Annotated in this window: 21 protein-coding genes and 4 tRNA genes; 10 read left to right on the top strand and 15 right to left on the bottom strand. The window is 72.0% G+C overall.

The window, feature by feature from the left end; all coding sequences use genetic code 11:
* Positions 1–15: 15 nt before the first annotated feature.
* The 5 genes from DZA62_RS23820 to DZA62_RS23800 form a co-directional block, all read right to left on the bottom strand.
* The gene (locus DZA62_RS23820) at positions 16–1,041 is read right to left on the bottom strand and encodes an LLM class flavin-dependent oxidoreductase (protein WP_116951439.1); all 1,026 of its coding nucleotides are present in this window, start codon (positions 1,039–1,041) and stop codon (positions 16–18) included.
* Between the two features lie 478 nt (positions 1,042–1,519).
* The gene (gene cobA, locus DZA62_RS23815; RefSeq protein WP_116951438.1) at positions 1,520–2,698 is read right to left on the bottom strand and encodes a uroporphyrinogen-III C-methyltransferase; all 1,179 of its coding nucleotides are present in this window, start codon (positions 2,696–2,698) and stop codon (positions 1,520–1,522) included.
* Positions 2,698–3,393: a phosphoadenylyl-sulfate reductase gene (locus DZA62_RS23810; protein WP_116951437.1), complete on the bottom strand. Its 696-nt coding sequence runs from the start codon at positions 3,391–3,393 to the stop codon at positions 2,698–2,700. Before DZA62_RS23810 ends, cobA begins: the two co-directional genes overlap by 1 nt.
* Complete coding sequence (locus DZA62_RS23805; RefSeq protein ID WP_116951436.1) at positions 3,390–3,584, bottom strand: hypothetical protein; 195 nt, start codon at positions 3,582–3,584, stop codon at positions 3,390–3,392. The genes DZA62_RS23810 and DZA62_RS23805 overlap by 4 nt, the downstream gene beginning before the upstream one ends.
* A 1-nt stretch (position 3,585) precedes the next feature.
* Entirely contained in the window at positions 3,586–5,250 is a 1,665-nt protein-coding gene (locus DZA62_RS23800) for a nitrite/sulfite reductase (RefSeq protein ID WP_116951435.1), read from the bottom strand.
* 340 nt (positions 5,251–5,590) lie between these two features.
* Between DZA62_RS23800 and DZA62_RS23795 the strand changes: the two genes are divergently transcribed.
* Positions 5,591–5,971 (top strand): hypothetical protein, encoded by a 381-nt coding sequence (locus tag DZA62_RS23795; protein WP_116951434.1) that lies wholly within the window; start codon positions 5,591–5,593, stop codon positions 5,969–5,971.
* Positions 5,972–7,378: 1,407 nt separating this feature from the next.
* Here DZA62_RS23795 and DZA62_RS23790 read toward each other — a convergent pair.
* Positions 7,379–9,034, bottom strand: coding sequence for an acyl-CoA dehydrogenase family protein (locus DZA62_RS23790; RefSeq protein WP_198664113.1), 1,656 nt, complete (start codon positions 9,032–9,034; stop codon positions 7,379–7,381).
* A 205-nt stretch (positions 9,035–9,239) separates the two neighbouring features.
* On the opposite strand from DZA62_RS23790, the gene rsgA reads away from it, so the two are divergent.
* Entirely contained in the window at positions 9,240–10,295 is a 1,056-nt protein-coding gene (gene rsgA / locus DZA62_RS23785) for a ribosome small subunit-dependent GTPase A (protein ID WP_198664112.1), read from the top strand.
* A 59-nt stretch (positions 10,296–10,354) separates the two neighbouring features.
* On the opposite strand, the gene DZA62_RS23780 is transcribed toward rsgA, so the two are convergent.
* Positions 10,355–10,732, bottom strand: a complete 378-nt coding sequence (locus DZA62_RS23780) for an SdpI family protein (protein ID WP_116951432.1) — start codon at positions 10,730–10,732, stop codon at positions 10,355–10,357.
* Between the two features lie 87 nt (positions 10,733–10,819).
* On the opposite strand from DZA62_RS23780, the gene DZA62_RS23775 reads away from it, so the two are divergent.
* Together DZA62_RS23775 and DZA62_RS23770 are read left to right on the top strand one after the other, a co-directional pair.
* Positions 10,820–11,296: a pyridoxamine 5'-phosphate oxidase family protein gene (locus DZA62_RS23775; protein ID WP_116951431.1), complete on the top strand. Its 477-nt coding sequence runs from the start codon at positions 10,820–10,822 to the stop codon at positions 11,294–11,296.
* A gap of 45 nt (positions 11,297–11,341) precedes the next feature.
* On the top strand, positions 11,342–11,947 hold the full coding sequence (locus DZA62_RS23770) for a class I SAM-dependent methyltransferase (RefSeq protein WP_198664111.1): 606 nt from the start codon (positions 11,342–11,344) through the stop codon (positions 11,945–11,947).
* A gap of 23 nt (positions 11,948–11,970) precedes the next feature.
* Here DZA62_RS23770 and DZA62_RS23765 read toward each other — a convergent pair whose 3' ends face one another.
* The gene (locus DZA62_RS23765) at positions 11,971–12,312 is read right to left on the bottom strand and encodes a winged helix-turn-helix transcriptional regulator (RefSeq protein WP_116951429.1); all 342 of its coding nucleotides are present in this window, start codon (positions 12,310–12,312) and stop codon (positions 11,971–11,973) included.
* Here DZA62_RS23765 and DZA62_RS23760 point away from each other — a divergent pair.
* Both DZA62_RS23760 and DZA62_RS23755 read left to right on the top strand, forming a co-directional pair.
* Entirely contained in the window at positions 12,290–13,006 is a 717-nt protein-coding gene (locus tag DZA62_RS23760; protein WP_198664110.1) for a hypothetical protein, read from the top strand. The genes DZA62_RS23765 and DZA62_RS23760 overlap by 23 nt on opposite strands.
* A gap of 71 nt (positions 13,007–13,077) precedes the next feature.
* On the top strand, positions 13,078–13,449 hold the full coding sequence (locus DZA62_RS23755; protein WP_116951428.1) for a DUF6985 domain-containing protein: 372 nt from the start codon (positions 13,078–13,080) through the stop codon (positions 13,447–13,449).
* Here DZA62_RS23755 and DZA62_RS23750 read toward each other — a convergent pair.
* From DZA62_RS23750 to DZA62_RS23740, 3 genes are all read right to left on the bottom strand, one after another.
* Positions 13,420–13,494 (bottom strand) — tRNA-Val (locus DZA62_RS23750). The two genes, DZA62_RS23755 and DZA62_RS23750, sit on opposite strands and share 30 nt — an antisense overlap.
* A gap of 14 nt (positions 13,495–13,508) precedes the next feature.
* Positions 13,509–13,579: transfer RNA gene (locus DZA62_RS23745), tRNA-Cys, on the bottom strand.
* A 26-nt stretch (positions 13,580–13,605) separates the two neighbouring features.
* Positions 13,606–13,678 (bottom strand) — tRNA-Gly (locus DZA62_RS23740).
* Between the two features lie 97 nt (positions 13,679–13,775).
* Here DZA62_RS23740 and DZA62_RS23735 point away from each other — a divergent pair.
* On the top strand, positions 13,776–14,774 hold the full coding sequence (locus DZA62_RS23735; protein ID WP_116951544.1) for a chorismate-binding protein: 999 nt from the start codon (positions 13,776–13,778) through the stop codon (positions 14,772–14,774).
* Positions 14,768–15,604 (top strand): aminotransferase class IV, encoded by an 837-nt coding sequence (locus DZA62_RS23730; protein WP_116951427.1) that lies wholly within the window; start codon positions 14,768–14,770, stop codon positions 15,602–15,604. Before DZA62_RS23735 ends, DZA62_RS23730 begins: the two co-directional genes overlap by 7 nt.
* Positions 15,605–15,635: 31 nt before the next feature.
* Here the strand turns inward: DZA62_RS23730 and DZA62_RS23725 are convergent, their stop codons facing one another.
* Positions 15,636–16,193, bottom strand: coding sequence for a CGNR zinc finger domain-containing protein (locus DZA62_RS23725; RefSeq protein ID WP_116951426.1), 558 nt, complete (start codon positions 16,191–16,193; stop codon positions 15,636–15,638).
* 95 nt (positions 16,194–16,288) lie between these two features.
* On the bottom strand, positions 16,289–16,708 hold the full coding sequence (locus DZA62_RS23720) for an SsgA family sporulation/cell division regulator (RefSeq protein ID WP_116951425.1): 420 nt from the start codon (positions 16,706–16,708) through the stop codon (positions 16,289–16,291).
* Positions 16,709–16,806: 98 nt separating this feature from the next.
* Between DZA62_RS23720 and DZA62_RS23715 the strand changes: the two genes are divergently transcribed.
* Positions 16,807–16,878: transfer RNA gene (locus DZA62_RS23715), tRNA-Val, on the top strand.
* A 433-nt stretch (positions 16,879–17,311) separates the two neighbouring features.
* The gene (locus tag DZA62_RS23710) at positions 17,312–17,461 is read left to right on the top strand and encodes an amidohydrolase family protein (RefSeq protein ID WP_116951543.1); all 150 of its coding nucleotides are present in this window, start codon (positions 17,312–17,314) and stop codon (positions 17,459–17,461) included.
* A 7-nt stretch (positions 17,462–17,468) separates the two neighbouring features.
* Here DZA62_RS23710 and DZA62_RS23705 read toward each other — a convergent pair whose 3' ends face one another.
* Both DZA62_RS23705 and DZA62_RS23700 read right to left on the bottom strand, forming a co-directional pair.
* The gene (locus tag DZA62_RS23705) at positions 17,469–18,752 is read right to left on the bottom strand and encodes a PrsW family intramembrane metalloprotease (protein WP_116951424.1); all 1,284 of its coding nucleotides are present in this window, start codon (positions 18,750–18,752) and stop codon (positions 17,469–17,471) included.
* Positions 18,749–19,432 (bottom strand): hypothetical protein, encoded by a 684-nt coding sequence (locus tag DZA62_RS23700; RefSeq protein ID WP_157987863.1) that lies wholly within the window; start codon positions 19,430–19,432, stop codon positions 18,749–18,751. The genes DZA62_RS23705 and DZA62_RS23700 overlap by 4 nt, the downstream gene beginning before the upstream one ends.
* Between the last annotated feature and the right edge of the window lie 10 nt (positions 19,433–19,442).

The raw sequence follows: 19,442 nt of genomic DNA, 5'->3' as shown, positions 1-19,442 counted from the left end.
GCTCGCCGGACGGTGTCAGTCGCGGTAGAGCGGCAGGATCTCCTCGGCCCAGAGGGTCATCTGGTCCTCGAGATCGTCGATCGACGGGTAGATGAGCTTCAGCTCGAAGTGGGTCACGCCCGCCTCGACGAACTCCTCCACCCGCCGCTTCACGTCGTCGACCGAGCCGAAGATGTGGCGGTCGAGCGCGAACGAGATGTCGTCGACGTCCCGCTCGTACGTGGTGCTGCTGGTGCGGACCGTGGGGATCGCGCGCTCCAGTGCGGCGTCCCGGTCGCGCTTGATGACGGCCAGCTTCTCGACGGCGATGGTGATGGCGCCGGGGTCGCGGCCGTGCTCGGTGGCGGTGTCGCGGACGATCTCCGCGCCGCGCGCCATCTCCTTCGGCGACAGCCAGCCGGGGACCCAGCCGTCGCCGACGCGGCCGGTGCGGCGCGCGGCGTAGTCGGTCCAGCCGCCGACCCAGATCGGCGGGTGGGGCTGCTGCAGCGGCTTCGGGTAGATCTCGGCGTCGGTGAACGAGAGGTGCTTGCCGTGGTACGACGCCAGCGGCTGCGTCCAGATGGCCCGCATGGCGTCGATGTACTCGTCGGTCAGCCCGGCCCGCTGCTTGAAATCGACCTCGAACACCTCGAACTCGTTCGACGACTGGCTGGCCTTCGACCCGAGGCCGACGCCGGCGATGAGCCGGCCGTTGCTGAGGTGGTCCAGCGTCGCCAGCTGCTTGGCGGCGTAGATGGGGTTGCGTGTCGGCATGACCAGACACGCGACGCCGATCTGGACCCGCTGGGTGACGGCGGCGAGGTAGCCGATGACGGTGAGTGCCTCGTAGAAGTCAGCCGACTGGTCGTCGGCCAGCGCCTCGTGGGCGCCGGAGGAGATGTGGTGACGGTGCATCTGCGTGCTCCACACCACGTGGTCGTGCACGAAGATCGAGTCGAAGCCCAGCTCCTCGGCCTTCTGCGCGGTCCGCACGATGTTCTCCACGCCGGACAACGGGCCCGAATTGGGCACCCGGATACCGAACGAGATCTTGGCCATCAACCACTCCCGAGACGTACGTGCCGACGTCGACCGTGTGAATCGGCCGGCCGCGGGCGAGTGTGCTCAGCCCGCAACCGGCCGGCTTGTGGATGCCCGGGCGAACCCGCGCAGCATTTCGATTGAAGATACAGGATCCAATCTTGTCGTCAAGGGTGTCCGGGATCACGTCTTGGTGTCGATCCCGGCACGTCGCAGGAAGGTGTTGCGACCGTGTGACGGCAGATGTCCGGTGCAGGTCGGCCGGGTCGCGGACGCGCGTGGGCGCGACGGGGACCGAGAGGGCGGCATACGCGGCGGCGCGGGGCGGCGCGGGCCGGGACGGCGGCGCGGGCGGCGCGGCGGTGCGGGCTGGGATGCCGGCGCGGGCGGTGATGCGGGGTGGCGTGGGCCGTGAAGGCGGTGCGGGCCGCGAGGGCGACGGGGCCGGGGCGGCGCCGACGGCGGCGTGGGGGAGGGCGGCGTGGGGAGTGCGGCGTCAGACGGAGGCGAGCGCGGCGACGTCGCCGACGACGATGACGGCCGGCGGCTGGGCCCCGGCCTCGGCGGCGGCGCGGGCGATCCCGGAGAGCGGCGCGGTGGTGACCCGCTGGCGCGGGCCGAAGCCGTCCTCGACGACGGCGGCGGGGGTGTCCGGGTCCATGCCGTGGGCGACCAGCTGGGCGGCGGTGTCGGCGAGCAGGCTGACGCCCATGAGGAAGACCAGCGTGCCCTCGGTGCCGGCGAGGTTGGCCCAATCGAGGTCCTCGTGCCCGGAGACGACGGTGAACTGCTTGGCCAGCCCGCGATGCGTCACGGGGATGCCGACGGAGGCGGGCACGGCGACCGCGCTGGTCACGCCCGGGACGATCTCGACGGGAACGCCGGCGGCCCGGCAGGCGGCCGCCTCCTCGCCGCCGCGGCCGAGGACGAACGGGTCGCCGCCCTTGAGGCGGACGACCTGCTTGCCGGCCTGGGCGTGCTCGACCAGCAGCCGGTTGATCTCGTGCTGCGGGACGGGGTGGTGGCCGGGCGTCTTGCCGACGTCGATGACCTCGACGTCGTCGTCCAGTTCGGCCAGTAGCGCGCGCGGCGCCAGCCGGTCGACCACGACGACGTCGGCGGCGCCCAGCAGCTGGCGCCCGCGGGTGGTGATCAGGCCGGTGTGGCCGGGGCCGCCGCCCACGAGGGCGACCTGACCCCGTCGTTGCCGCCTGGTGCGCCTCAGGGGCAGCTCGCCGGTCTCGAGAGCGGTCTGGACCGCGTTGCGCAACCGGACGGCGCGCCGCGGGTCGCCGCCCGCGGTGACCGCGACCAGCACGTCACCGACCCGGGCGACGGCCGGCGTCCACGCGGCCGAGCGGGCGGCGTCGTCGGCGCGGACGCACCACGTGCGCTGGGCGTCGGCCGCCGTGGCGACGGCGTCGTCGACGGCGGGCTCGCCGGTGGCGGTGTGCACCAGCCAGGCGCCGTCGAGGTCGCCGCCGGTGTAGTCGCGCGGCGACCAGGTGAGCCGTCCGGCCGCGACCAGCTCGGCCAGCGGCTCGCACAGGAACGGCGCCACCAGGTGCACCTCGGCCCCGGCGGCGACCAGCGGCTGGACGCGGCGGTCGGCCACGGGTCCGCCGCCGACCACGACGACCCGCTTGCCGGCCACGTCCAGCTGCAGGGGATACATCAGATGTTGATCCCGCACTCGGTCTTCGACGAGCCCGACCAGCGACCCGCGCGCGCGTCCTCGCCAGGCGCGACGGGGCGGGTGCACGGCTCGCAGCCGATGGACAGGAAGCCCAGCTCGCGCAGCGGGTTCACCAGGATGTTGTGCTGCTCGACGTACGCGTCGACCTGCTCGTCGGTCCAGGTGGCCAGCGGGTTCACCTTGACCTTGGCGCGCTTGGGGTCCCAGGCCACGACCGGCGTGTTGGTGCGCGACGCGGACTCGGAGCGGCGGACGCCACCGGCCCAGGCGTCGTACGGCTTGAGCGCGCGGTCCAACGGCCACACCTTGCGGATGGCGCAGCAGAGGTCGGAGTCGATCTCGTACAGCTTGCCGTACTCGGCCTCGTGCTCCGGGACGCGCAGCGGGTGCGTGATCGTCTCGACCTCGACGTCGTACGTCGCCGCGATGGCGTCGCGGGTGCCGATGGTCTCGGCGAAGTGGTAGCCGGTGTCGAGGAACAGCACCTTGATGCCCGGCACCGCCGTCGACGCCACGTGCGACAGCACGCCGTCGGCCATGGAGGCGGTGATGGCGAACCGCTCGCCGAAGGTCTCGTGGGCCCAGCGCACGATCTCGCCGGCCGGTGCGTCCTCCAGGTTGCGCGCGGCGTCCAGCGCCAGCGCCTCGAGGGAGTTCGTCGGGCAGAGGGTCATCCTGCGCTCCTTCTGGTCGAGAGGCCGAGCAGTTTCACCGAGAACACCCGCAGACAGGACCGGCACTCCCACGCGTTGTGCTCCGCCGGCCGATTCTCGGCCTCGGCTGAGGCGCGTACCTCGGCCGTGGGGAAGAGGTCTTCCTCCCCGCAGAACGGGCAGTGCATGATCGCGGCCCTGGTCTCGTTCATGTCACTGGAGCGCTTCCTCGTCGGCGCGAGCCACCCACTGGGCGAACCGCTCGCCGTCCGTCCGATCGTCGATGAAGCGCCGGACGACGCGCTCCACGTACTCGGGCAGCTCCGCCGCCGTCACCTTCAGCCCGCGCAGCTTCCGGCCGAAGCCGGCGTCCAGGCCCAGGCCGCCGCCGAGGTGGACCTGGAAGCCCTCCTCGCCCTTGACGACCTGGCCCTTGAGGCCGATGTCGGCGACCTGGATGCGGGCGCACGAGTTCGGGCAGCCGTTGATGTGCAGCGAGATCGGCACGTCGAGCTGCTTGGTGAGGTCGGCCAGCCGCTGCTCCAGCTCGGCCACGGTGTCGACGGCGAGCTGCTTGGTCTCGACGATGGCCAGCTTGCAGTACTCCAGGCCGGTGCAGGCCATCGTGTTGCGCCGGAACACGCTCGGCCGGGCTTGCAGGCCGATGGCGTCGAGCGCGGTGACCAGCGACTCGACCTGGTCGCCGTCGACGTCGAGGATGACCAGCTTCTGGTGCGGCGTCGTGCGCAGCCGGCCCGAGCCGTGCGCCTCGACGACGTCGGCCAGCTTGCTCAGCATCGAGCCGGACACCCGGCCGACCAGCGGCGCGACGCCGACGTAGAACCGGCCGTCCTTCTGCTCGTGGATGCCGACGTGGTCGATCGGCTCGACGTGCCCGGGCGGCGGCGGGCCGTCGATGAGCTTTCGGCCGAGGTACTCGTCGCTTTCGAGAACGTCCCGGAACTTCTCCGCGCCCCAGTCGTCGACGAGGAACTTCAGCCGCGCGCGGTGGCGCAGCCGGCGGTAGCCGTAGTCGCGGAAGATGCCGACGACGCCGGCCCAGACCTCCGGGGCCTCCTCCAGCGGCACCCACACGCCGAGCCGCACCGCCAGCTTCGGGTTCGTCGACAGTCCGCCGCCGACCCACAGGTCCAGGCCCGGGCCGTGCTCGGGGTGGTCGACGCCGACGTAGGCGATGTCGTTGGCCTCGTGCACGATGTCGGGCAGCCCGCTGATGGCCGACTTGAACTTGCGCGGCAGGTTGGAGAACTCGGGGGAGCCGATGTAGCGGCGCTGGATCTCGTCGATCGCCCACGTCGGGTCCAGCACCTCGGCGGCGCTGATGCCGGCGACGGGGGAGCCGAGGATGACGCGCGGCACGTCGCCGCACGCCTCCGTCGTGCTGAGGCCGACGGCCTCCAGCTTCTCCCAGATCACCGGTACGTCCTCGACCCGGATCCAGTGCAGCTGGATGTTCTGCCGGTCGGTGACGTCAGCGGTGTCGCGCGCGTACGTCGTGGAGATCTCCGCGATCGTGCGCAGCTGCGCCAGGCTGAGCGCACCGCCGTCGATGCGCACCCGCAGCATGAAGTACTCGTCGTCCAGCTCGTGCGGCTCCAGCACCGCCGTCTTGCCGCCGGGGATGCCGGGGCGGCGCTGCGTGTAGAGACCCCACCAGCGGAACCGGCCGCGCAGGTCCTGCGGGTCGATGCTCGCGAACCCGCGCTTGCTGTAGATGGTCTCGATGCGCTTGCGGACGTTGAGGCCGTCGTCGTCCTTCTTGAACCGCTCGTTCGGGTTCAGCGGTTCGAGGTGGCCGAGGGCCCACTGCCCCTGGCCCTTGGGGCGCTTGGGGGCCGGCGTCTGCGTAGGCGACATGTGCAGTGCAGTCCTCGAGGGGTCGGGGACGCACGGTGCGCGCTGGGTTCTCGGCTTCGGTCCCGGGGTGTCCGGTGTGCCCGCCGGCGCGACCGCACGCCCGGCTGAGTGAGTCCGGGGCGGTCAGAACGCCAGACAGAGCATGCTGTCCATGCGGCCGTAGTCGACGTGACGTCGACTCACCAGCAGCAGTGGAATGACGGACAACATGCAGAGCATCGTGCCATGTCCTGCGGTGGGGCGCGAACGGCGTGTCCATCATTCGGGCAAAGTTGTCTTATATTTCGAGATTTCCTAGCGGTTGAGTAGGTTTTAATGTGGCGCCTGTAGGGTCGGCGCCGTGCTCCGACTCCCGCGATCCCTTGCCCTGCTCGCCGCCGGTGTCCTGGCGCTGACGGCCTGCTCCGAACAGCTCGACCAGGGACTCAACGACCTCGCCGCGACCGCCCTGGAGGACGCCGTGTCGCGCCAGCTGTCCGACGCAGGCGTGACGCTGGAGAACGGCCCCGACTGCTCGACCGACCTGAGTCGCTCCGGCACCTCGCTCAGTGGCGACGCCTCGTGCACGGGAACGGCGGTGGACGGCCGCGCGGTGCGGGCCGAGTTCGACGGCACGCTGTCCAGCTCCGGCTGCACCGGCTCCCTCGGCGTCTTCGTCGACGACCAGACGATCGCCCAGGTCGACGAGATCCCGAACTGCTCGGTGAACGTGAGCTTCTGACCTCGTCCGGTGTTCTCCTGACCATCCAGGATTCGGGGCGTTCCGACGCCACGCATCCTGGATGATCACCGTCCGCGCCGGCGGCGGCCTGGGGTGCGACCGCCGCTATCGGCCTGCGACCGACGTGCATCGGCGTGCGCGACCGACGGTCGACCGACGTGCATCGGCGTGCGCGACCGACGGTCGACCGACGTGCATCGGCGTGCGCGACCAACATGCATCGGCGGGGCCGCCTGGGGTGCGATCGGCGTGCGCGGACCGACGTGCGACCGACGCGACCGCCCTGCGACTGACGTGCATCGATGTGCGACCGACCTGCGACCGGCCTGCGACCGACGTGCGACCGACGTGCTTGCGAACGCCGGGATCACTCCGAGGCGTGGCCGGTAGTCGGCTCGACCGGACGGTCGGTCGTATGGTGCTGGCAGTCGCACCAGGAACGGCCCTCTGCTTGGTCAACTTGTGCTTCTGACCTCGTCCGGCGTTCTCCAGGCCATCCAGGATTCGGGGCGTTCAGACGCCACGGATCCTGGATGATCACCGTCCGCCCCGGCGGCGGCCCGGCGTGCGATCTGCGATCGGCGTGCGGTCCGACGTGCGACCGGCCTGCATCGGCGTGCGGCCTGCGATCGGCGTGCGGTCCGACGTGCGACCGGCCTGCGGCCTGGGGGTGCGGTCGGCGTGCGCGGCCGGCGTGCGCGACCGGCCTGCGGCCGACGTGCGGCCGACGCGCGGTCGGCGTGCGACCGGCGTGCGGTCCGACGTGCGACCGGCCTGTGGCCTGGGGTGCGGCCGGCGTGCGACCGGCGCGCTGACGAACCCGGGATCACTCCGAGGCGTGGCCGGTAGTCGGCTCGACCGGACGGTCGGTCGTCTGGTGCTGGCAGTCGCACCAGGAACGGCCCTCTGCTCGGTCAACTTGTGCCGCTGACCTCGTCCGGCGTTCTCCAGACCATCCAGGATTCGGGGCGTTCAGACGCCACGGATCCTGGATGATCACCGTCCGCCCCGGCGGCGGCCCGGCGTGCGACCTGGGGTGCGACCGACGTGCGACCGACGTGCGACCGGCCTGCGACCGACGTGCATCGGCGTGCGGCGTGCGGTCCGACGTGCGACCGGCCTGTGGCCTGGGGTGCGGCCGGCGTGCGGCCGGCGCGCTGACGAACCCGGGATCACTCCGAGGCGTGGCCGGTGGCCGGCTCGACCGGGCGGTCGGTCGACTGGTGCTGGCAGTCGCACCAGGAACGGCCCTTCGAGAGGGCCGGGCAGTCCTGGTGCCGTTGCTCACTGCACGCGGGGCAGATCACGGTTCCTCCGTAACGGTCCGGCGAACGGCCGGGCGCCCACGCCGGCACCGGTACCGAGACCCGGCGAACCGTGTGCGGGCGTCGGGTGCGCTGGTGGGTGTCATAGCGCCTCCGGGGTGGCACGGCGGACGATGGTGGAGGTGTCGAGGCCGGCGGGAAGTGCACCGTAGACGCCGTGGCGGGCGTCGAGGCGACTGGCGCAGAACGCGTCGGCGACGGCGGGCGGAGCGAATCGGACCAGCAGGCTGGCCTGCAGCAACACCGCCATGCGACCGGCCAGCACCCGCGCCTGCCCAACCGCGCCGGCTCCGGCCACGTCGTCGGCGGCCAGCACCGACGTCACGTCGGCCGTCGCCGAGGCCAGGGCGTCGTCGAGGCGGCGGTCCTGGCCTTTGGCCGCCTCGACCTCGGCGCGCCAGGCGGCGACGGCGTCGGGCTCGCGGGCCAGAACGCGCAGCAGATCGAGTGCCTGGATGTTGCCCGCACCCTCCCAGATCGAGTTCAACGGCGCCTCGCGATAGAGCCGCGGCATGCCGCTCTCCTCGACGTAACCGTTGCCGCCCAGACACTCCAGTGCCTCGGCGACGGCGGCCGGCGTGCGCTTGCACACCCAGTACTTCGCCAGCGGGAGACCGATGCGCCGCAACGCCCGCATGTGCGGGTCGTCGGCGGCGTCGACGGACGCGGCGAGGCGCATGCCCAGGGCGGTGGCCGCCTCGGACTCCAGCGCGAGGTCGGCCAGGACGGCGCGCATCAGCGCGGAGTCGGCGAGCCGGGCGCCGAACGCGGACCGGTGCGCCGCGTGCCACGTCGCCTCGGCGACCGAGCGGCGCAGGAGAGCGGCGGACCCGAGCACGCAGTCGAGCCGCGTGGCCGCGACCATCTCGATGATCGTCGCGACACCCCGGCCCTCGTCGCCCAGCCGCTGGGCCAGCGCGCCGTCGAACTCGACCTCGGCCGAGGCGTTCGCACGATTGCCCAGCTTGTCCTTGAGCCGCTGCAGCCGCAGAGCGTTGCGGCTGCCGTCGTCGAGGACGCGGGGGAGGACGAAGCACGTCAGGCCGCCCGGCGCCTGCGCGAGCACCAGGAACACGTCGTTCATGGGCGCTGAGCAGAACCACTTGTGCCCGGTGAGCCGGTACCAGCCGTCGGCGCCGGCGGGACGGGCCCGCGTGGTGTTGGCGCGGACGTCGGACCCGCCCTGCTTCTCCGTCATCGCCATGCCCGCCAGCGCACCGGCCTTCGAGGCGGGCGGGCTCAGGCCGGGCTCGTAGGCGGTGGACGTCAGCCGCGGCTCCCACACGGCCGCCACGGCAGCGTCGGTACGCAGCGCCGGGACCGCGGCGTACGTCATGGAGACCGGGCAGAGATGCGCGGCCTCCAGCTGGCTCCACACCAGGAACTTCGCGGCCCGAGTGGCGTGTGCGGCCCGCCCCGGCCCGGCCCAGGGCGCCGCGTGCAGCCCGTGCTCGACGGCGGCCGCCATGAGCCGGTGCCAGGACGGGTGGAAGTCGACCTCGTCGGCGCGGTTGCCGTAGCGGTCGTGCGTGCGCAGCACGGGCTCGTGCGCATCGGCCTCGCGGGCCCACTGCTGCGCCTCGGCGGACCCGGCCAGCCGCCCCAACCCGTGCAGCTCGGCGCCGTCGCCGGTGAGCCCGTGGCGGCCGAACGCCTCGACGAGCGCGGCGTCGGCGCCGAACACGTCGTAGCCGGTGAGCGGCGGCGGCTGGTTGGTGACCTCGTGTGTCGCTTCCACGAAACCCACGGTAGACCGGGCGGATGGTTATTCGCTGGCCGCGAGTGCCCGCCTGTGGATAACGTGATGAACGTAGTCAGGCTGTGGACGACGGAGGAGGTGAGCGGCCATGCACGTGAGCAGATCCGTTCGCTCCAGTACTCTCCGGCCAGCACGCCGCCGCTGACACCGTCGCGCGTGAGGCCGCACCAGAAGAAGGTCTCACATGTCCGCTTCCCAGCAACGCCTTCTCGACCTCGGCTGGACGTCCGACGTCGGCCGGGCCTTCCGTCCCTTCCGGGGCGCGCACCGGCTGGCCCGGGTCTGCCGCGTCGACCGCGGCGGGGCCGACCTCGCCGGCGGCATGGGCGCCGTGCGCGCCACGTACGGCGGTGACCTGCTGCGCGCCGTCGCCGCCGATCGCATGGCGCTGCCGGCCGTGGGCGACTGGACCGCCGTCCGCGACTGGCCGGACGACCGCGTCACCCTCGAGGAGGTGCTGCCGCGGCGCACGGCGATCGTGCGCGACAGCGCCGACCGGACGTCACAGGGCCAGGTCGTCGCCGCGAACGTCGACGTCGTGGTGATCGTCGAGCACCTCGATCCCGATCCCGACCTCGGCCGCATCGAGCGGCTGCTGGTGCTCGCGTGGGGGAGCGGCGCGCAACCGGTCATCGTCCTGACGAAGCCGGACCTCGTGCCCGACCCGGACGGCATGCGCGACGAGGTCGCCGAGGTCGCGCCCGGAGTGGAGATCATGCTGGTCAGCCCCGTCTCCGGCGCCGGGCTCGACGAGCTGGGCGCGCTGCTGCGCAACGGCCGGACACTGGCGCTGGTCGGGCCGTCCGGAGCGGGCAAGTCGACCCTGACCAACACCCTCGCCGGCGTGCCGCTGCTGCCCACCGGCGCCGTGCGGGCCCGCGACGGCCGCGGCCGGCACACCACGACGCATCGCGAGCTCGTCGTCCTGCCCGGCCGTGGCGTCATCGTCGACACGCCCGGGCTGCGTGCGGTCGGGCTGGTGGCCGACGAGGTCGCCGTCGCCGGGGCATTCGCGGACGTCGAGGAGTTGGCGGCACTCTGCCGATTCCGCGACTGCGCCCACGTGGCCGAGCCGGGCTGCGCCGTCCTGCTCGCCGTCGCCGACGGTGAGCTCGACGAGGACCGGCTGACGCGGTGGCGCAAGCTGAGGCGCGAGGCGGACCTGAACGCGGCCCGCCGGACACCGGGCCACCGGCGCGCCGTGATCGCCGACCTGGAGGCGAAGCGGCACCGGCGCTGACGCCGTCAGCGCGGCCGCGCGGAGGACGCCCGCCGGCGCGACCCTCGCGGGCGACGCCGTCAGCGCGTGCGCGGCTCGCTGGTCACCGCGCGGGCGGCCACGACGCCGCGCCGGGCGCCGATCAGGACGAGGACCAGCAGCACGCCTGCGCCCACGAGCACCGGGACCGCCAGCAGGCCCTCCGGGTCCGCCGGCGTCACGAACACCACCAGCCCGCCGACGATCGCGGCCCAGCCACCCGCCTCGGTGGCCGGCCGGGCCGCCCGGTGCGCCGCCAGCCACGCGTCGTCGCCGGCCAGGGTCGCGGGGGTGCGGATGCCGGCCCAGTAGTTGCGCCGCAGCCGGCCGGAGGCCCCCGCCCGGGCCATCCAGATGATCGCCACGCCCGCGGCGGCGATGACGGCGGCCAGCAGGATGCGGACTCCGAGCAACTCCATGGCGCCATTCTCCCGTGCGGTGGTTGCCGCCGGCGCGGCGCTCGGCCAGGATGGCGTCGCGGGCACGCTCCCTGATTCGAGGACGCCATGACGCTCGAAGACAACGCTCGGCGCATCATCGACACCACGCGTTTTCTCAGCCTCGGCACCGTCGATCCCGACGGCCGCGCCCGGGTGTCGCCGGTCTACTTCGCGCCCGACGGCTACGACGTCGTCTACTGGATGTCGTCGAACGACGCGCAGCACTCGCAGAACATCGTGCGGCAGCCCGCGGTGAGCATGGTGATCTTCGACTCCACCGTGCCGATCGGCGGCGACGTCCGCGCGGTCTATCTGAAGGCGACCGCCGGCCGGGTCCCGGACGACGAGCTGGAGGTCTGTGCTCCCATCGCGTGCCGGGTGCGGTTCCCGGAGCAGCGGCAGCCGTTCCCGGTGGAGTGGCTGTACCCGCCGGAGGAGCTGCGACTGTGGCGGGGGCGGGTGACGGAGCACTCGGTGCACGTGCGGGGGAGCGACCCCGAGTACGGCACGGGTATCGACTCGCGTCGCGTCGTCGCGCTGTGAGGTGGTGCCATGGGTGGCTGCTGTGATCCGCGTGGTTGCGACCGCATGTTCACGTCCGGGTTCGCTCGGCACGTGGCGCGGCGCTACCGCAAGCGCGGTCTGGACAGGACGGCGGAGCGGATGGTCGCGTTCCTGCAGGATCGTGGCATCGACGGCGCAACGGTGCTGGAGATCGGCGGCGGGGTCGGCGAGATCCAGATCGAGCTGCTGCGCCGCGGCGCGGCGTCGGCGGTCGGCCTCGAGCTGTCGCCGTCCTACCGCGACGAGGCCGCGCGGCTGCTCGCCGACGCCGGGCTGTCCGGCCGGGCCCAATACCGCATCCACGACATCGCCGCCGACCCTGCGGGCGCGCCGGTGGCCGACGTCGTCGTGCTGCACCGCGTCGTGTGCTGCTACCCCGACTACGAGCGCCTGCTGGCCGCGGTGGCCGACCACGCGGACCGGCTGGTGGTGTTCAGCCATCCGCCGCGGAACCTGGCCGGGCGTGTTTTCGTCGGGGTGACGAACCTGATGATGTGGCTGCGGCGAGAGCAGTACCGGGCATTCGTCCACCCGCCGCAGGCCATGCTCGACGTGCTGCGGGCGCGTGGCTTGCGCCCGGCGTACGCCCACCGCGGCCTCACCTGGCAGATCGCCGGGCTGGAGCGCTGAGCCACCGGCTCCGCGACGGTTGGCTACGCGACGGCGTCGGCGCAGGCCATGGCCTCGCCAGGAGCGGTCTCACCATCGGTGTGCTCCAGGTGCGCCTCGCCCCAGGCCCGGACGTTCTCGACGACGGGCAGAACCGTCTTGCCGTACGGGGTCAGCCGGTAGACGACCGGCGCCGGGACGGGCCCCGTCTCGACCCGCTCGACGAGCCCGTCGGCCTCGAGCTCTCGCAGCTGCTCGGCCAGCACCTTCGGAGTGATCGGCGCGCCCCGGCGCCGCAGGCCGGCGAAATGGCACTCGCCATGCGCGAGCCAGTACAGCAGGGTCAGCTTCCATTTCCCGCCGATGGCGGCGAACGCCGCGGCCATCGGGCAGCCGGGAATGGGGTTGGGGCGCGACGGCGAGGGGTTACCTGAAGGTGCCTTCTTGTTCACGGGCATGATCCGCTCCGATATTCGCATCATGAACATTCACGCGAAGGTCACCATGCCACAGAAGCGACTCCTCGTCGCGTGCCTGTCGCTGCTCGCGCTGACCACGGGCGCGGCGTCGGGCGAGGCCGCGCCGATTCCGTCAACGGCCGAGGCCGCTGTCGTGGAGGGCCGGCGGAGCTTCGACTGGGAGATCGGCGCCTGGCGCTCTCAGGTGCGGGTACTTGCCGATCCGCTCTCGGAGTCCCCGGACGAGTGGCTCAGCTTCGAGGGGACGAGCGTCGTCCGCCCGCTGATGGACCGGCGGGCGAACGTCGTCGAGTTCGACGTCAAAGGACCGACCGGGCGGATCGAGGCCCTCAACCTGAGGCTCTACGAACCCCAGGCCGATCGCTGGAGCCTGACCTTCGCGAACCTGCGCGACGGGCTGCTCGCGCCCGCCGTGTACGGCGGGTTCCACGACGGAGTGGGCGAGTTCTACGGCGACGACCAGCTCGATGGACGCCCGATCAAGGTGCGCTTCCTCATCACCCGGCAGGGACCGGACAAGGCGAGGTTCGAGCAGGCGTTCTCCGACGACGGCGGGGAGACCTGGGAGACGAACTGGATCGTCGTGGACCGGCGAATCTGACCCGCAACCCTCGGCCGGCACCGCTGCCATGATGATCGGGCTCCGCTACCGGCGACCCGGGGCCGGGTTCCGTGACCACCACGCAGGTGGGGGACGAGCCCGGCTTCCCGCAGATCCCGGAGCCGCGCGCCGTCTGGGACTTCGTGGAGCTGACCGGCGAGCCGTACGTGGAGCGATACGAGGCGACCTGGTACGTGGTCCTGGAGAACGAGTGCGCCTGGGAACCCCAGCACGGCCTGATGATCATGCTGCGGGATAGCCGTGCGGTCACCAAGGCGAGCGCGTACGACGGCCACGTGACGAACCGCAACGCGTACGGAGACGGCGATCCCCGAGGGGGCCGTCTACTGGAGATGACCAGGTGCGCAGAGATGCGAAAGGCCCTACCGACAGGATCGGTAGGGCCTTCTTGCTGGTGGGCGATACTGGGATTGAACCAGTGACCTCTTCCGTGTCAGGGAAGCGCTCTCCCGCTGAGCTAATCGCCCGGGACTTCGTACCGAGGTGGAGACGGGATTTGAACCCGTGTAGACGGCTTTGCAGGCCGTTGCCTCGCCTCTCGGCCACTCCACCGTGATGAGGGCCAGAGCCCCGCTCCGAGCGGACGACGGGACTCGAACCCGCGACCCTCACCTTGGCAAGGTGATGCGCTACCAACTGCGCTACGTCCGCACTGCATCGGGCCGGTTTCCCGGAACCGCGGTGCGGGTGAAACATTAGCCCATCCAAGCCGCCGTCGCCAAACGCGATAGCGTCGCGTGTTGTGGACGTGCCGCCGAGACCCCTGGCGCACCTCGGGGGGAAGCTGGCCACGGGGCTGGCCGAGGTGTCGTCCGACCTGCGGGTCCTCGACCGATCGGGGCGGTGGGCGGTGGTCGTCACGTTCGAGGGCGACGTCGTCTGCGCCCGCTTCGAGCACTGGGAGAACGCGCCGCTGCCACGGGCCGGACGGCGGTGGCACGGGCCGGCGCAGGCCGCGTGGACGTCGTCGCTGGATCGCGACGGCTACCTCGAGGCCGTGCGTGACGTGCGGCAACGCGTCGCGGCGGGGACGGTGTACCAGGTCAACGTGTGCCGGGTGCTGCAGGCGCCGCTGCCGGACGGGGCGGACGATCTTCTGCCGCTGGCGAACATCCTGGGTGAGCGCCACGACGCGCCCTTCGGCGGCGCCGTCCTGCTGCCCGATCTGCAGATCGTGACGGCGTCGCCGGAACTGTTCCTGCGCCGCATCGGCGACCACGTCACGTCGTCGCCGATCAAAGGGACGGGGCGGACCGCGGCCGACCTCACCGCGAAGGACGGCGCCGAGAACGTGATGATCGTCGACCTCGTCCGCAACGACCTGTCCCGGGTCTGCGTCACCGGCAGCATCGCCGTCGACGAGTTGCTGAGCGTCGAGAAGCACCCCGGCCTGGTCCATCTGGTGTCGACGGTGAGCGGGCGGCTGCTGCCCGGCGCCGGCTGGGCCGAGCTGTTCGCCGCGACGTTCCCGCCCGGCTCGGTGTCCGGCGCGCCGAAGTCGACGGCGCTGCGGGCGATCGCCGAGCTCGAGCCGGTGCCGCGCGGGCCGTACTGCGGCGCCGTCGGCTGGGTCGACGCCGACACGGGGGAGGGCGAGCTGGCCGTCGGCATCCGCACCTTCTGGGCGCAGGACGGCGTGCTGCGGTTCGGCACCGGCGCCGGCATCACCTGGGGCTCGGATCCGGACCGCGAGTGGGCCGAGACCGAGCTGAAGGCCGAGCGCCTCGTAGGCTTGGCCTCGTGCTGACTTGGGTGAACGGTGAGCTGCTGGACGAGTCCGAGGCGACCGTCAGCGTGTTCGATCACGGCCTCACGGTGGGCGACGGCGTCTTCGAGACCGTGAAGGTCGTCGGGGGCGTGTCGTTCGCGCTGGGCCGGCACCTGGCGCGGCTGGGTCGCTCCGCCGCCGGCCTGGGGCTGCCGGTGCCCGACCCCGTCGAGGTCGCCAAGGCGTGCGAGCAGGTGGCCGCCCAGGCGACCGGCGACGGCGTGTACCGGCTGCGCATCACCTACACCGGTGGCGTCTCGCCGCTCGGCTCGCAGCGCGGTGACGCCGGGCCGACGCTCGTCGTCGCGCTCGCGCAGGCCGCGCCGCAGCCGTCGGCCACCTCGGTGGCGGTGGTGCCGTGGCCGCGCAACGAACGGGGCGCGCTGGCCGGGCTGAAGACCACGTCGTACGCCGAGAACGTCATCGCGCTGGACCGCGCGGCAGCGGCCGGTGCCAGTGAGGCGCTGTGCGCCGACACCCGCGGCCGGCTGTGCGAGGGCACGGGCAGCAACGTCTTCGTCGTCGTCGACGGGCGGTTGCTGACGCCCTCGACCGCCACGGGCTGCCTGGCCGGCGTCACCCGCGACCTCGTCATCGCGTGGTGCGACGCCGCCGAGGCCGACCTCGACCTCGGGGTCCTCGAGACCGCCGACGAGATCTTCCTCACGTCGACGACGCGCGACGTGCAGGCCGTGTCGGCGGTCGTCTGGGACGACGGGCGACGGCGCGAGCTGCCGGCGCCCGGGCCGGTCACGGCCCGCGCCGCGGCGACGTTCGCCGAGCGGGCGGCGGCCGACCCCGAGCCGTGAGCCGACGCCGTCGGCCGGGCCCGGGAGCTGGTCAGACGGCCGCGGCGCGCTGGCGCTCGCGGTAGGCCGCGACGTGCAGCCGGTTGCCGCAGGTGCGGCTGTCGCAGTAGCGCTTCGAGCGGTTGCGCGAGAGGTCGACCAGCACGCGCTCGCAGTCGGGCGCCGAGCACACCTGCAGCCGCTCCTGCTCACCGGCGACCACGACGAACGTCAGCGCCATGCCCGCGTCGATCAGCAGGTGCTCGGCCGGCGCCGCGCCGGGAGCGAAGTAGTGGGTGTGCCAGTCGTAGCCGTCGTGATTCGTCAGCCGCGGGCACACGCGCGCGCCGTCGAGCAGGCCGTTGACCAGCTCAGCGGCCTCCGCGGTGTCGCCGGCGTCGAACACCGCGCGCAGCCGGGTCCGCAGCGACCGCACGGCGCGCAGGTCGTGCTCGGTGATGGTGGGCAGGTCGCTGATCTTGTACAGATCGATGAACGACCGCAACGAGCCGACGTCCGGTAACCCCTCGCTGCCTGTCGCGACGGGGTCGGTGTTCACCAGGTCGACGACAACCTCGAGAGAATGCTCGACGTCGTGGCTGAAGGTCACGTGCCTGCCCTTAGCTCGGATTCCGGGGTCTCAGGTGGAGAAGACCGTAATCGACGGTTGCGCGGGGCACAACAGGCGAGGGACACGTGGAGAGGTCAGGTACGGTCCAGTAGGGAGTCCAGCACGGCGTCGATGCTGAGCAGCCGCCCCTCGATGCCCGTGGGCACCAGGGCCCACGTCTGGATGAGGAAGTCCTCGACCGCCGTCGCCGGCGCCTCGAGCACCGCGTCGCCGTCGGGGGAGCGCAGCCGCAACCGGACCGTCGGCGTGCCGTGCGGATCCATGGCCGGCCAGACGTTGATGTCGCCCTTGCCGCTCGCCTCGTCGAGCCCGGCGCTGAGCAGATCGCGGGCGAACACCCACGGCACCGGCTCGCGGGCGGTCGTGTCGAAGACGGCCGTGACGGCCAGCGGATCGGTGGCGCTGTAGCGCAGTTCCGCCTGGATGTACCGCTCATCGGCGCCCTCGTCGAGCAGGCGCAGAGCCAGGGGGTACGAGATGGTCGACGCGCTCATGGCCAGTAGTGTCAGCCCATTCCGGACATCGCGCAACGCGAAACTCCGGCGGTGGTTTCTGTCCGGTGCCGGCGTGCGGTATCGTTCAGGTCGCGCCCGGGCGATTAGCTCAGCGGGAGAGCGCTTCGTTCACACCGAAGAGGTCACTGGTTCGATCCCAGTATCGCCCACCCAGGTCAGCCATCGTTTTGCTCCTCTGCCGCGAAGATCGACTCTTCGTCCGCGAGCAGTCCGTGAGCAGAAATTCTTGTGGCTCTTCAAGCGCTGCTGGCTCAGCGTGCAGCTGTCGGGCGTCGCGTCGTCAGTCGGCTCCGTGCAGTCGTCGGCAGCAGGATCAGGTCGGCTGATGACCGGAGCAGTCTTCTCTCAGCGACGAGGCTGTGCAGCGGAACCGCTCGGCTGACTCGTCCGGCGTGTCGAGCCGGGGCGCTCCTGCCCAGCATGGAACACGGCATGGGCCCGCCCAGCCGCTCAGCCGTCGATCAGCAACTGGTGAAACGTTGGGCGGCAGCGCCGGTCTCGCGGCGGTTGTGAAGTTCCTGGCCGATGTGAGCGTGGAACCGGTGGGACCATCCCTCGGCGGCGACAGCCGTCCAGCCCACCATCGGCCTCGTCACCGCCGGCCCGGCAGCGGCCGTCGGGCTGCACGACCGCGGACAGCTCACTCCGGGCCGGCGAGCCGACCTCGTCCTTGCCGACCTGTCCGCGCCCCATCCGCTCGTCCACTGGGTCGCCCGGGCGCGCGACCGCTAGGTGTAGTTCACCGGCTTGGGCCGGGATCGCCCTGACCCGCATCGCCGTCGACGTGCGGCTCGTCGGTGCGGCGGCGGAGCCGGGTGACCTCTGCCCGGGCGAACCGCACGCGAGCGGTGTCCTCACCGCGTGCTCGGCCGAGTTCGTCGGCGAGGTCGAAGACGGCTTCGAGCACATGCCGGTTGCGTCGTCGGTGGCCGAGCCCGCGTCCGTGGTTGCGGTACCTCTTGCGGGCCTTGCGGTCGCCGGCAGCGGCGTCGACGTCGGCTGCGGTGACGACGCCTCGCGCGAGTTCGGGCGCCAGCAGGGGACGGACGAACTCGCGCTCTCCGGCGACGGCGAGGTGGAAGACGCGGATGACGATGGCGATGCCGATCAGGGGCAGCAGGACCATCAGGACGAGCTGGGCGAACGGCAGCAGGTCGCTGTCGCCGATCGCGGCGTGCAGCAGGGCGCCCTGTGCGTCCCAGGTGCCGTGCAGAGCCATCGCCAACGCGATCAGTCCGATACCGGGGCCGAGGCGCCGCGGCTGCTGGGGACGTCCGATGGCCAGGACCAGCCCGGTGCAGAAGATGGCGCTGAACAGGATGTGGGAGCCGATGCCACTGGCCATGCGGACGACGAAGGTCTGCATCGAGGCGCCGATCTGGTCGGCGCCGAACTGGGTGGGAGCGGAGTCGAGCACGTAGGCGATGTCCTCGAGGATCTGGAAGCCCAGCCCGATGAAGGCGCCGAGGATGAACCCGTCGAACGCGGTGCGGACGAGATGAGGCGCGATGGCGATGAGGAGCAGCAGCCCCATGCCTTTGGACCATTCCTCGTCGATCGGGGCCGCGATGCCGGCGCCCCACTCGAGGGCGAACGTCGTCCCGAACGCTTTGGCGAGCAGGCTGAGGATCGCGTCGTTGGCGGGGGCGGAGAACACCCAGGTGGCGGCGACCGATCCCCACAGGAAGGCCATCAGCCGGAAGGTGACCGGCTGGGCGGCGTAGCGGTCGATATGCTGGGTGAACCACCAGAACACCGCCCCGTACAGAGCGAAGGCCACCAGCGCCAGGCTGAGTGTCGGCGCGTAGTAGCCGGCCGAGGCCGTCCAGCGCTGCACCTGAAGCACCGCACCCCAGATGACCAGCGCGGCCCACAGCCACAGCGCCAGGTTGCGGGGCTGGAACACGCGAACGCCCGCGCCCCAGCCCGTGTCGTCGATAGCGCGTACGCGAGCGTCGTCCAGATCGGCGAGGTCGGGGCCGCTGGGCGCGAGGGGCCCGGGCGGCGTGGAGATGCCGGTCATGAGTCGCTCCCGTCGCCGAAGGTGAGGCTGGTGATCATCGCGGCCACCTGCTGGATGGTGAGCTGTTCGCCGGGACGGCCGGCGGTCGGTGGACTGGTGGCGACGATCTCGACGCCGACGTCGTCGACCACGAAGGCCGCGAGGACACCCTCCGAGGCGGTGCCGTTGAAGCGCGAGAGCAGTCCACGCACGCCGTCCTCGGTGGTGATGGTCACGGGGTCGCCGGTCACATGGAGTCCGCCCGAGTCGTTCAAGGCGTCGGTGGTGTCCTTGATCTGCGCCAGTAGCTGCCGGGCGTCGCCGTCGAAGGTTCCGGTGACCACCTCGAAGGACGTGTCGCCGGAGGTCACCACGGCCCGCGCGGGCGGGTTCCCCGCGCTCGGAACCTCGTCACGACGGACGCCGGCTTCCAGGTTCCAGCCCACCGCCGGGGCGAAGCTCACGTCGTCGCGGAGGACCACTTCGTCCCCAGCTCTGATCGGGTCGTCGGTGGGGATCGCGTGGTCGATCGCCGGGATCAGGAGGTTCATCAGCAGTGCGACGGCTGCCACGATCAGCGCCGGACGGATCGTGCGACGGTCGAAGCCGAACCAGCGCTGCTCCACCGGTACCCAGTCCGACGGGAGCCATCGTCGTGCCGCCGGCAGCGCCTCCGCTCCCGTTGGTGCGTCCTTGGTCATGCCATCCTCC

Origin of the sequence: Jiangella endophytica, assembly GCF_003427025.1 — a bacterium.
GTDB classification, from domain to species: Bacteria; Actinomycetota; Actinomycetes; order Jiangellales; family Jiangellaceae; genus Jiangella; species Jiangella endophytica.
This window is presented reverse-complemented; position numbering and strand designations above follow the sequence as displayed.

Coding starts and splice junctions, on each gene's coding strand:
- DZA62_RS23700 (WP_157987863.1), bottom strand. CDS start 19,432: ATGACCAAGGACGCACCAACGGGAGCGGAGGCGCTGCCGGCGGCACGA.
- DZA62_RS23805 (WP_116951436.1), bottom strand. CDS start 3,584: ATGAACGAGACCAGGGCCGCGATCATGCACTGCCCGTTCTGCGGGGAG.
- rsgA (WP_198664112.1), top strand. CDS start 9,240: ATGTCCGCTTCCCAGCAACGCCTTCTCGACCTCGGCTGGACGTCCGAC.
- DZA62_RS23780 (WP_116951432.1), bottom strand. CDS start 10,732: ATGGAGTTGCTCGGAGTCCGCATCCTGCTGGCCGCCGTCATCGCCGCC.
- DZA62_RS23775 (WP_116951431.1), top strand. CDS start 10,820: ATGACGCTCGAAGACAACGCTCGGCGCATCATCGACACCACGCGTTTT.
- cobA (WP_116951438.1), bottom strand. CDS start 2,698: ATGTATCCCCTGCAGCTGGACGTGGCCGGCAAGCGGGTCGTCGTGGTC.
- DZA62_RS23810 (WP_116951437.1), bottom strand. CDS start 3,393: ATGACCCTCTGCCCGACGAACTCCCTCGAGGCGCTGGCGCTGGACGCC.
- DZA62_RS23820 (WP_116951439.1), bottom strand. CDS start 1,041: ATGGCCAAGATCTCGTTCGGTATCCGGGTGCCCAATTCGGGCCCGTTG.
- DZA62_RS23770 (WP_198664111.1), top strand. CDS start 11,342: ATGTTCACGTCCGGGTTCGCTCGGCACGTGGCGCGGCGCTACCGCAAG.
- DZA62_RS23720 (WP_116951425.1), bottom strand. CDS start 16,708: ATGAGCGCGTCGACCATCTCGTACCCCCTGGCTCTGCGCCTGCTCGAC.
- DZA62_RS23765 (WP_116951429.1), bottom strand. CDS start 12,312: ATGGCCGCGGCGTTCGCCGCCATCGGCGGGAAATGGAAGCTGACCCTG.
- DZA62_RS23800 (WP_116951435.1), bottom strand. CDS start 5,250: ATGTCGCCTACGCAGACGCCGGCCCCCAAGCGCCCCAAGGGCCAGGGG.
- DZA62_RS23760 (WP_198664110.1), top strand. CDS start 12,290: ATGGCGGCGAACGCCGCGGCCATCGGGCAGCCGGGAATGGGGTTGGGG.
- DZA62_RS23705 (WP_116951424.1), bottom strand. CDS start 18,752: ATGACCGGCATCTCCACGCCGCCCGGGCCCCTCGCGCCCAGCGGCCCC.